Raw genomic sequence first — 11,155 nt, forward strand, 5'->3', positions numbered from 1 at the left:
GCGCAAGCTCGTCGTCTACCATCGGCGCGCGGGTGGCCAGTCACAGTTGTCCGCTCTGCTCGAGCTCGAGCCGAAATCCGACCGCATTCAGAAGGCCATCGACTACGCCAACGCCAATTTGCGCAACGCGTTTTCTGTCGAAGAACTCGCCCAAGTCGCGAGTCTCAGCCCGCGCCAGTTCAGTCGAGCCTTTAATGCGGAAACCGGTCAGTCGCCCGGGAAGGCGATCGAAATGTAGCGACCGCTTTGCCCTTTGACCAGGACGACGTCGTCGACGGGCTCATAGAGGCAGCAATGCACGCTCCGGTAGCGATGCTGACGCAACACGCGCGTGCGACCGTAAACGAAGGCACGGGCATCACGCTGTTATGCAATATCTGAATGACGCGTCAGTGTTCCAACGGGCCCCAGATCAGATCGCCCTTGCCAATCTTTGCTGGGCATCGATCACCGCGAGCGCCGACTTAACGACGGTAATTTGTTCAGTCGCTAGAGGGGAGTCCAGCAGCGAGCGCTACCAACCGGCATCCTGGACCGAGTCGCCCATGGGAGCCGCCGGTTTCATGAGGCCGCCCGCAGACTGACATTCTGCGGTGATGCGAATCACACTGGAGCCACCACAGGCGAACAACGCGGGCGTTTAAATCTAGGAGGCTTATGAAGTTGAGGCTTTTGCCCTTCGCGCACTTCGCTTCTGTCGCGGCATTATAGGGCCGCGCGAATTCGCCGCTTCCAGGGAACGCGGTGTGTTCGCCCGCGGACCCGGCACTTCAATCTAGTAGGACGTCTCCTCGACCAGGTGCTCCCGGCGGCCCGGCGTGGCCGGTCCCGGACGACTCTGCTCCGAGAAAGCCGATGCTTGTCCAGTGGTCCAGGTAACGACGCAAAAGCACCTGATCGAACCGCGGATAGACGACGCCGCCCGCGCGCACTCAACGCGTGCGCCGTGTTGCTCGTATCATAGACGGGCATCCTTTCGTAGACTTCCCAGCGTGTGAGTCGACGGTAGACGGGTTCGGCAAGCATCGGCACGAGGGGCATCAGCGGGCTGTGTGTGAGCTCGGGGTCGTCGCTCAGGGGTTTGACCCACTGTGAATAGGGCTGCGCCTCGAGCAAATGGCCGCACCGGCCGAGCAGTTCAAAAAAAACGTAATCAGGTTCGACCTGGGCGAGGTCCCGAGGCGGCACGAGATGGTAGGCGCGCGAGAGATCCGCGCTTGCCCTGGTGCGGTGGCGCCGGATAAGCGCCGATCTAAGCGCATTCGAAGTAACAAGGATGATTTCGGAATGGTCCGGGCCAGAACGTGTCATGCTTTGGCATCGGGATACCAGCGAATTGGGACTAACTTACGCCGTAGAGCTCCGAAGCTGTCACACGACCTAACATGCGCTTCGTGCCGGTCAAGAATTGACCAGCAGCCGGTATGGTCGCTGCTTCGCGCGCGCCGGACCTTTGTCCGGGACCGCACAACCCAGGCTAATCAGATTCGCGGGCTGCTCGGCAAGTTCGGGGGCGTCGTTCCAATGGGATGGCGCAGCTCGTGCGTCGCATGCCGGCGCTGACCGAAGTTGCCTGCGACGAGTTGACGGGTTTCTTCCGGCTGCTCGTTCAACGCCTCATGAATCATTTGGCGGAACTGGACCGTCAGGTCCGAGAGCGCGAAGCGCAAATTCAGTCGTTGCACCGCAGTGAGATCAATTGCAGGCTCGCGAGCGGGCCCGGTATCGGACCGCATGCGGCGAACGCACTCGTCGCATCCATCGGCGATGCGAAGGGCTTCGCAAACGGGCGCCTACTCGCCGCATGGCTTGGCCTAGTGCCTCGACAGGACCCAAGCTGTGGCGAAAACGTCCTGCTCGGCGTCAGCGAGAGGGACGATCCTATTTGCGAACGCTGCTGACCCACGGCGCGCGTTCCGTGATACATGCCGCTGAAGGCAACCAACGCAGGACCGCCTCGTTGCACCGCTTGCTGCCGCGACAAACCCAACGTCGCAGCCGTCGTGCTCGACAACAAGAATGCACGGATAGTGTGGGCGCTGCTTAGGCTGAATGCGTTGATTCAGGGTAGGCGATCAATGCGGTTTCACGCACCACGGCCCCAATCAGCTAGTGCGGGGGCCCTGCATTTCGCGGTGCATCGTCCCAGGCAATCGCTGTTGCGGCACGCCGCGGCGCTCACGCATCGAAGAAGAGCCGCGCGAGTTCGGCACCGGGGTCCGCCGCACGCATGAACGCTTCGCCGACGAGAAACGTGTCGACGCCAGCGCTGCGCATCCGCTCGACGTCGGTCGCCGTCAGTATGCCCGACTCGGTGACGACGATGCGGTCGTCCGGAATGTCGCGGAGCATGCCGAGCGTCGTCTCGAGGGCGACTTCAAATGTTCGCAGATCGCGGTTATTAATGCCGACGAGAGGCGTCTTTAGCGTCAGCGCGACGTCGAGCTCTTCGCGCGAATGCACTTCGACGAGCACCGCCATCTGCAGCGAATGCGCTAGCGACTCGAAGTCGCGCATCTGCGCCGGCTCGAGCGCGGCTGCAATAAGCAGGATGCAATCGGCGCCCATCGCGCGCGCTTCGTGAATTTGATACGTGTCGACCGTAAAGTCCTTGCGCAACACCGGCAGGGCACACGCATTGCGCGCGGCGGTCAGGGCGGCCGCGGAGCCCTGAAAGAAATTCCGGTCGGTCAGCACCGACATGCACGCCGCGCCGTGCCTTTGATACGACGCGGAAATCTGTGCCGGTTCGAACGGATCGCGAATCAGACCTTTCGAAGGGCTCGCCTTCTTCGCTTCCGCTATCACGGCCGGCAGGCCGCTCGCATGCTTCGCGCGTAGCGCGCCGACGAAGTCGCGCACAGGCTGTGCTGCGCCTTCGCGCTGCAGCGCGTCTTCGGGCTTCGACGCTCGGTTTGCGACGATTTCCTCGCGCTTGACGGCAATAATCTTTTTTAGAATGTCGGACATATTGAACTCGCCGGTCTTCATAGGCATCGGATGCAGAGAGTGTTGAATGGACAGGCTTTTAAGCGGCGCCCAAAACCATAGGAAAAGCGCGTATCGCCTGCATATATTCCTCGATAATTCGTTGCGTGAGCGGGGAATGGTGTTCACGAATCATTCGAACGTCGGCGGCGACTCAGTAGGGAGCGAATCAGTGTGATCACCTGCACTTGCGTCCGAAGAAGGCACTTACGACATGCGAAGAAGGATAGCCACTGTCAAGGTCGTCTCAAACGCCGTATATACGTTGGATTTAGGACATCCCGCGCAGGACGGCGCATGTATATGCGGCTTTGCCCTGTTACCAGTGGTCATCGGGAGCCTATGTGAGCATCTGAGGGCCAACTGGGGCGGCGGCAACAAACACGCCTGCCGCGGCGATCAAGACGGCACGCTGCAATACAAGGACGAGATTCAGCGGGATGCATTCTCGATGCGATGAAAACCTCGCCATCGGACCCGCCTTGGATCTCCAGCCGGCTGCGCGCGGCCTTTAGACCGCTGCAACTCAGGCACAGCCCCCTCGAGCGTCACGAGTGGCTCGGCCACGCCCTACAACGTATGCGAGATCTGCTAGCGTGCAGCGAACCCTGCAGATGCACGCTTGCAATGGTCAGGCGCTCTTCGGGTTGAAGTTGCCGGTACTCGATTCTTCCGTTCATTGCCACACGATATACGAGACAGGTGTTGCAGTTCACATTGAGGCCGCCCCTCTCTAGCAATTACCCTAGACTCCCCGTTGCACTTCCGTTTGAAACCGCCCATCGAAAAAGGGGGCCTCACAGATGAACTTCGATGGGTGGTGCGGCGATCTGGCGAGCGGCTATAGACCTGGCATGCCGTTCGTTGCCGTCAATCGCGATTTGAGTGCCGCCGCGACCAAAGCTCTAGAAGCAGTGCGGTGCATCGGAAGCGACTACCCAAGTGGGCAGATATTGAAGTCAATTCCCGTAAGACGGATTCAAGGTCCCGACCGGACGCGATTGCGTGCTTTATAACAATAAGCTCTGGCGTATCATGCACAGGACGGTACATGGTCAACCCCAGCAGACGTTGGCTGACCAACTGTGTACGTTTCCAGGCAAGGAAGCCGATATTGTTCCCAGAGCAACGTCTAATTCTCCTGAAGCGATACTGCATCCAACGACTTGGGGGAAAGCAACGATAGAACTTTTGCAATCTTGGGCATGCGCTCAGCAACTGGGTCGAAATCGTACTGCATAACAAACCAGAGAACGCAGATAGCCCCCGTTATTGCTGCACTGCCTGTCCGTTTCCCCGTTTGATGGCCTTCCATATCTGATCGGCGTGCCGATGATCCGTACCACAACATCCACCAACGATGTTCATGCGGCTCAGGAACGCGCGCAGCGCAGCGGTTTCCTCGCCGAATTCCGCCGGGTTACCATCGTCAAGTTCCTCCGCCTCATCCAGCTCGGCATGGCTGAGGCGTGACGCGTTGGCACGCACGCCGCGAATGCGTTGAAGCCAGTCGCCACCGCTTTGCAGCGTCGTTTCGAAATGTGACGGGTGCGCGCAATTGATCATGAAGAATGAGGCATAACCCGCCGTTTCCGCGTCAGTGCGTTCGACGGCTTCCTGGAGGGTATTAGCGGACTGCAGCCGACCGTCGGTTTCAAGGGTGAAGGAGATCGAGATTGGCACACCGGCGACTTTCGCGGCTTGCACCATCCCGATCGCTTCGTCGATATAGTTCAACGTAAATCCCCCCACCATATCGACTTGCGTGGCAGTGAGGGAATCGATCTGCTCTTGGTGGTAGTCCTGCGCCTCGCCGACGTTCATTCGCGCGCCGGCCTGATATCCGTCCCCGCGCGGTCCGATCGTACCGACGATGACGATTGGTGTCGCCGGCGTTTCCCACTTGGATCGGAATTGGGCCAACTGATTGGCCGCGCGGCGGTTTGCATCGACGAGCGCGCTGGCTGAGTAGCCGAGCTTCCTGCCCCAATCCCGGCTCGCACGCCAGGTCGGTGTCGCGAGCACAATTCCCACTCCATGTTTGCGTGCAAGATTGGTAAAGCGCTCGTAGTGGCTTTCAATCAGTGCGGTGCCCGCTTCCGTCTTAAGAAGATCGTACGACGCGAAATACGGCAGCTCAACTCCTTGATGAAAAATCAGCGACGTTTCGAGTCCGCCGTCAGTCATGAAAGGATGATCCTCCAACAATGGTAATCGGTTACGGTATTTGCTCATCGAAATTCTCGCTTCAGTTAAGTACTGGGGAGCGTCTGAAACCCGCTCCGTGAAACTTCCCGCCTCATCCTCGACATTGGGAAGCACCTAGAAATATTACAAAGCGCTTAACATTTATGTCCAACATCAGGACTGCATATTTCCAGTAGCCCTTGATCCGATCGTCACTGCGAACTGGGAATCAAAGTGAACACCCCGGCAACACCCGGTTTGTCGATAACAGGGAAAGCATAGCCTTTGTCATGCCCCGCTCATATGACATTTATGCGGGTGATTCAGGACGAGGCGACGCTTCGCAGCGGGTCATTCCTTTGTACTGGCCCGCAAATCTGCCTCTTTTTGAGTTCCGAGGGGGTGGTTTAGCGGGTCAGGCGCGGGCGCGGCCCGGCGCTGCGAACCCCTTGATGTGACTTGAATCGACAAGCTGGGGTTTGGCCTACTACGGCCAAACGACAGCTCACCATTGCCGTGGACTTTATCCCTGGCAGCCGCTTCGCCTACACCGGGGTCGCGGGCGAGCACCTTGTGCTTGACACGCAAATCAAGGGGCTGATGCGCCACCTGAATTTCTTCCAGCACGAGCGCCATCTGGAAGTCCGGGTACCGCGAGTACGCTTGGCGGATGGCCTTCCAGACGGTGTGCTGGTGGAAAGACGCCAACGTTCGCGAGGTTTGCCTTCAGACCGGCGGACAGGATGAGCGAGGGAGCCCGTGCTGTAAACACGGTCTCGGTGTTGTCGGACCATGCCTGTATCTCACCGTCGTGAGCACGGGCAATCTCGCGCGCAATGTAAAGTCCCAGGCCAAGGCTGTCTGATGAGCCGGCCCGACTTTGCGCCCCCGGACCGCGCTCAAGAGGTTCGAATATGCGATAAAGGGCAGACATCGGTATCGCTGGTCCCCAATTCCTTACCTCGATCGATATCTCCCGGTCGCCTCCGCGACCGCTACCTGCGCGGCGGCCGCTGGCTCGCCATACTTGATCGCATTTGCGACCAGGTTGTCCAGCATCTGCTGGATGCGCCGGCTGTCGCAGTGGGCCCCGGTGTCTCCGATCACATCAAGTTCCACCGTTGGTGTTCCATGCGCAACCGTAGCTGGTCCCGTTCGTCGTCGACCAGGCCTGCACCATCGACGGGAGCGGGAGTCACCTGAATACCGATTCCAAGCATGGGGTGCGGCTGAAGTCCAGCATGTCGTCAAGCTGCGCCTGCATCCGCGCGCCGCTTCGGATCAACCGGGCCGCGGGGACGGAGACACGTCCTGGCCCACGTTAAGTCTCGCGAGATGGTGGGCGATCATCTGGATCGCCTGAAGCGGGCTGCGCATGTCGAGTATCCCGGCTATCTACTTGTGCTACCGCATGCCTCGGCGGTGGCTCCCCGCTGAAAGCAGCGGGGCAGTGCAGGGTAATTCTTCAGGCGAATGCGGACCCGTCAATTCCCAGCCGCCCAAGGTGACCTCCGCATTAGGCTGCAGAAGTTCCGGCGCTGGAAGTTGGGCTCCTTGTCGGCGATGACATCGGCAAGGCCGGTCCCCTGGGTTGTTTGTGGCCGGTGCTTGAGGCCATCGTAGAGTGACTGGAGCACGTCTTCGGCAAAGTGCGGCGGATGGGGATACGCTGCAGCCATTGCCTTCCGCTGCGCGTCAGTAAACTCATCGTAGCCTAAGCCCACCAGATCCATCATCACTCCCTCCGCGGTAAGCGCGGCGACGGAACGCAGATGCGCGGAAATTCCCTGCGTGGTGTGCAGCGCGATCGCGAGCCAGACCTTTTCGATATTGCCTTCCTCAATGCCTTGGTTTCGCAGGAAATCGCGCGCGGCGTTTGCACCATCCACCTCGAAGCGCAGTTGGCTCTGCCGGAAGGCTGAGGTCAATCCGACGTCATGGAACATGGCCGCGGTGTAAAGCAGTTCCGGATCAAAGGTCACGCCCTTCCGCCTCGCGGCCAACGCGCCCCAGAAATAGACGCGCGTGGAATGCTCGAACAGAAAATCGCTCTCGGTGTCGCGAATTAACTGCGTTACTTCTCGCGCCAATTTGCTGTCGGGAATTTTTACGCCGGAAATTTCCTTAGCCACCATGGCCGAACCTCCATCGAACATTGGCCGCACCGTTCCCTGCGGTTGGGGAAACGCCCGTTGCCGCCCGCCGAGCGCCGCCAAATCTCAGACGCGGATGGCGATCGGGACGTCCGCCTGATGCTTGCGGCCGAACGCGACGTCGGGTTCATAGTCGGCGTCCCGAGCTTGTCGACTTCCATCCTCCTTCCACAAGGCACGGGCCTGCATCTGCATTATAGGCTCAGCCACACCCCCATATGCCGCAGTGATCAGCTCCCTTCCCTTAATGGCTGGGCCGCCCTAATCCCTGTTCGAGCAGATCACGCAGATGTGATTCCACGCACATATGGCAAGCATGCCTCCCAGTACCACCCTTCTCACTCCTCGCTTGCGCAGTTGAATGACGAGATCGTTGGTCTGCGGTCCGAAGACCTTGTGCGGACTCACAACAACCGTCTCGCCATCATTGATGTAAGGCTTGAACTCGTCGAGCCAGTGAGCGCCGGAGCCTTCGAAACCTTCCAGACTCAACTGACCACTACGCGCGAACGTACAAGTAGCGAATTCATCGGCCTCCAACGGTCCATTGAATTTCCATACGCGATCCGTCGGGAAAAGTAATGTGGCGATATAAATACCGTAAACTTTTCGGACTTTGCGGCCTTGAAGATTCGCAGCATGTTTTCTACCGTCTTATTCTCTGTCACACTTGCTCCAACCGCGCCCCAGTTCTTACCGTTCTTACTTAAGACACCGACTTGCGGGTCGATGAATACTACGGCTGTCTCAGTTCGATCAAAGGACAATGCGAACCTCCAATAAGGTGGATGACGGCTTGCCAATTTTCATCGACCCGAGCCCTCCGATCAGATAGGAAACGGAGGACCAGAAAGCGCCGGTCCGACAGATTTCAATGGCACATTCGCGTTCTTGCACGCGGGCGCCGATGAGGGCGCTTGCTGGAGAGCTTCGCGGCAATCGTGTCGACCCCGGCTCTCGCATGCAGCGGGTAACCATCCGTAAAGCGATGGTTCGACACGCCAAAATTCACGTGACCGACCGCCGGCATTCGACAGGTTTGAACCACGTACGACAACGATCAACTGAGCGGAACACCGAAGGCTTAGCTGGGCGGGTCGTGCCTGCGTTACGGGTAACAAGATGGTGTGCGCCTGGAGGCTCAAACCATGACTCGGCGGCGTCGTTCGGCCGGATCACCTTACTGAAAGTTACGCGCCGTTTGGGATTCACCAGCCGCCAAGTCGACCTAAAGCATGCAGGCACTCCCCCTTATCAGAAGCGGGAACAGCACAATTGCCCTCGAGTATCGCACCCACAGAATTCGCGAATTCCGGCCCAAAAGGCGATACGAGTCAGCAGGGGAACGCGGACCCGGGGGGAGACCGCCTGCTTGACAGCCAATGATAAGCAGCCATCCATTCGGGCGCTCCTCGGACTGTCCTAAAAGCACCGCATATATGACATATGAATCCTGTTCAACCGACCTTATCCTTCTGCCATTGCTTACACCTTGCGCTGCAACCGGGCGCGCGGACAGGTGACGTCTAATCCATACTCTGAATCCGCACTGTTAGGGCCGGCCGTCGATTGGATGTGGCAGACCTTGGCTATGAAGATTTCTGACGATCAAGCTGATTAATAAGGAGCGAATTTTTTTATGGACTCAAGCCGCAAGCATACTTATGTACTAATCGCGGGGTCGTGGTATGGCGGATGGGTTTGGCGCGACGTGATTCCAGGCCTGCGCAAGCTCGGGCACGCGGTCACTGCGCTCACGTTGACCGGACTCGGCGAGCGACGCCACAATGGCACCGACAATACAGATCTCAGTACTCACGTTGACGACGTGATTGCTCATATCGAAATGGAAGGCCTGCAGTCCGTCACCTTGGTTGGCTGGAGTTATGGCGGTATGGTCATTACTGGCGTGACCGCTCGAATTCCCGACAAGATCAAATCTCTGATCTACCTAGACGCCTACGTACCGGAGGACGGAAAGGCCCTAGTTGACTACGCGCCGGCGGAGTTGCGCGCCACTATGGTCGACGTGTTCATGAACGAGCGCAAGTCGGTACCGCCCTTCCCACTGGAAATGCTTGGCGTAACAGATCCATCACTTGTCGAATTTGTGACGCCCCGCCTTACCCCTCAGCCATGGCGAACTTTGTATGAGCCTGTGCAGGCGCGACCGCTGCCACCTAACATTTCTGTCGCCTATGTGTATTGCTCCGGGTATCAGTCGCTCTTCACTGGCTTCTATGAAAACTTCAAAGGTGATCCGCGTGTTCGAACAGCGGTCATTGACACAGGCCATCTCTGTATGCTCAGCGAGCCATTGAAGACCATCGAAATACTGGCGGATCTCGCATAAGCAAGCGTATCTCATCACTGTCTATAGGCCACGACAGAAAAAGAACAATTCATCCATACCCGATCCCTATCGACAACATGACCTCATCGATAAACGTCAACTTGCCCGATGTTGTTGCTGAAGTTGCCGCTGCCTTCGCCTCGTACGAGCGGGCTCTAGCGAATGACGACAGCATTCTGATTAACGCTTTGGTTTGGCAAGATCCCCGAACGGTTCGTTACGGTTTGGATGACACGCAGCACGGGAGCGAGGAAATCCGGAAGTTTAACTCCGGTAGTCATCGCATTAGTACCCGAATCATGGAAGGAACAACGATACTTACGACGTTTGGATACGACTGCGCAACAGTGAACACGGAATTTGCTTGCGAAAACTCCGATCTTCGCGGGCGACGGACTGTAGTTTGGGCGCGTATCGGTCCCGATTCGCAGCCCGAAGCGGGGTTGCATTGTGGCTGGAGAATCGTCGCGTCACATGACAGCGTCATTTCCGATCGTTTGGCTCCTTAGCTGCCGCGATACGCCGGGCTGCGGGAAATCAATCGGTGCTTCACACAAAAATCGTCCGGCGATACACGAGCGACTGACCGTCGACCGCGAGAGGGCGCCCTTTATTTTGATCACGGAGAACATTTCCAGGATCAGCGCCGCAAGCTAGGCCCCGTTCACATTCACAAGCGGCTCGAAGGTGCCTGCGATTGAGACAAAGTTGAGGTAGCTGTGGGCGAGTTTGTCGTATCGAGTGGGGACGCGACGGAAATGCTTGATACCGTTAAAGAATCGTTCGACCGAATTGCGCTGCCGATAAAGGGTTGGTCACGCCAAAAATCTCGTCACCTACCGCGAATTTCTGGACGCCGGGACCAACCTCAACGACGACCCCTGCAATGTCGGAGCCGGGCGTCAGAGGCAATGGTTGCGGAAGAACGCTCTTTCCCGCGCGGATCCACGCATCCCACGGGCCTACGCCTGCGGCCATCACTTTGACGACAACCTCTCCTTCAATGGGCGTTGGAATCGGAGCCGGCGAAACTGAAGCACGTCCGGTCCGCCATACGGGTATCAATTTGAACTGCTTGCATCAATGCTGTCACTTTAATCTCTCCTCGATCGCCGCATTCGGCGGACCGAAAAGTGCGACGAAACTACGATCACTTTACGCTTGTTTCCCGCTGGAGCGAACTAGCGTCCCAGCGGCCGCTCGACAGCGCCGCTTTCTTCAGGGGTGGGGGAGAACAAGGCCGCGCCGAACCCGGCCAGCCGCGACTAAGAGGCACCGCACTCACGTCGGTGCCCAGCGAACTGATCGCATTACCGGCGACGAAAACGCCGAGTGCCAATACGAGACGAGCTTGCGCGGCCACGCCCCGGCCACGGTCGCCAACATCGGCGCCATGAACGCATATGAGAGCGCGTAGAGCGTCACCATCTGGCCAGCGACGCTGACGGAGGTATGCAGCGATGCCGCAACGCCT

At 58.4% G+C, this 11,155-nt stretch carries 8 protein-coding genes and 6 pseudogenes; 5 read left to right on the forward strand and 9 right to left on the reverse strand.

The window, feature by feature from the left end:
• Together BG61_RS36635 and BG61_RS45240 are read left to right on the forward strand one after the other, a co-directional pair.
• Positions 1-232: pseudogene (locus BG61_RS36635) on the forward strand (AraC family transcriptional regulator); the annotation flags it as partial.
• Between the two features lie 1,132 nt (positions 233-1,364).
• Positions 1,365-2,045 (forward strand): annotated as a pseudogene (locus BG61_RS45240) (IS110 family RNA-guided transposase); the annotation flags it as partial.
• 133 nt (positions 2,046-2,178) lie between these two features.
• On the opposite strand, the gene trpC reads toward BG61_RS45240, so the two are convergent.
• Positions 2,179-2,970 carry an indole-3-glycerol phosphate synthase TrpC gene (gene trpC, locus BG61_RS36645; RefSeq protein ID WP_035943017.1) on the reverse strand — a complete coding sequence of 264 codons (792 nt, stop codon included), beginning with the start codon at positions 2,968-2,970 and terminating at the stop codon, positions 2,179-2,181.
• A 1,287-nt stretch (positions 2,971-4,257) separates the two neighbouring features.
• Positions 4,258-5,223: a homocysteine S-methyltransferase family protein gene (locus BG61_RS36655; RefSeq protein ID WP_035943008.1), complete on the reverse strand. Its 966-nt coding sequence runs from the start codon at positions 5,221-5,223 to the stop codon at positions 4,258-4,260.
• A gap of 444 nt (positions 5,224-5,667) precedes the next feature.
• Between BG61_RS36655 and BG61_RS45160 the strand changes: the two are divergent.
• A pseudogene (locus tag BG61_RS45160) lies at positions 5,668-5,850 on the forward strand (ISL3 family transposase); the annotation flags it as partial.
• Here BG61_RS45160 and BG61_RS45165 read toward each other — a convergent pair.
• From BG61_RS45165 to BG61_RS40960, 4 genes and pseudogenes are all read right to left on the reverse strand, one after another.
• Entirely contained in the window at positions 5,765-6,109 is a 345-nt protein-coding gene (locus tag BG61_RS45165; RefSeq protein WP_075584310.1) for an ATP-binding protein, read from the reverse strand. The pseudogene BG61_RS45160 and the gene BG61_RS45165 sit on opposite strands and share 86 nt — an antisense overlap.
• 550 nt (positions 6,110-6,659) lie before the next feature.
• On the reverse strand, positions 6,660-7,307 hold the full coding sequence (locus BG61_RS36665) for an HD domain-containing protein (RefSeq protein ID WP_206540631.1): 648 nt from the start codon (positions 7,305-7,307) through the stop codon (positions 6,660-6,662).
• Positions 7,308-7,394: 87 nt separating this feature from the next.
• The gene (locus BG61_RS44780; RefSeq protein WP_277620891.1) at positions 7,395-7,523 is read right to left on the reverse strand and encodes a hypothetical protein; all 129 of its coding nucleotides are present in this window, start codon (positions 7,521-7,523) and stop codon (positions 7,395-7,397) included.
• 70 nt (positions 7,524-7,593) lie between these two features.
• Positions 7,594-8,095, reverse strand: a pseudogene (locus tag BG61_RS40960) (cysteine hydrolase family protein); the annotation flags it as partial.
• Between the two features lie 872 nt (positions 8,096-8,967).
• Here BG61_RS40960 and BG61_RS36675 point away from each other — a divergent pair.
• Both BG61_RS36675 and BG61_RS45170 read left to right on the forward strand, forming a co-directional pair.
• The gene (locus BG61_RS36675; protein WP_051673047.1) at positions 8,968-9,681 is read left to right on the forward strand and encodes an alpha/beta fold hydrolase; all 714 of its coding nucleotides are present in this window, start codon (positions 8,968-8,970) and stop codon (positions 9,679-9,681) included.
• 77 nt (positions 9,682-9,758) lie between these two features.
• Positions 9,759-10,190: an AtzH-like domain-containing protein gene (locus BG61_RS45170; RefSeq protein WP_075584311.1), complete on the forward strand. Its 432-nt coding sequence runs from the start codon at positions 9,759-9,761 to the stop codon at positions 10,188-10,190.
• 144 nt (positions 10,191-10,334) lie between these two features.
• Here the strand turns inward: BG61_RS45170 and BG61_RS40970 are convergent.
• From BG61_RS40970 to BG61_RS43770, 3 genes and pseudogenes are all read right to left on the reverse strand, one after another.
• A pseudogene (locus tag BG61_RS40970) lies at positions 10,335-10,490 on the reverse strand (IS5/IS1182 family transposase); the annotation flags it as partial.
• Positions 10,453-10,659, reverse strand: coding sequence for an alcohol dehydrogenase catalytic domain-containing protein (locus BG61_RS44470; RefSeq protein ID WP_233469265.1), 207 nt, complete (start codon positions 10,657-10,659; stop codon positions 10,453-10,455). The gene BG61_RS44470 and the pseudogene BG61_RS40970, both read right to left, overlap by 38 nt.
• Before the next feature lie 245 nt (positions 10,660-10,904).
• Positions 10,905-11,155, reverse strand: a pseudogene (locus BG61_RS43770) (MFS transporter); the annotation flags it as partial.

It is taken from the genome of Caballeronia glathei, from assembly GCF_000698595.1.
In the GTDB taxonomy this organism is placed as follows: domain Bacteria; phylum Pseudomonadota; class Gammaproteobacteria; order Burkholderiales; family Burkholderiaceae; genus Caballeronia; species Caballeronia glathei.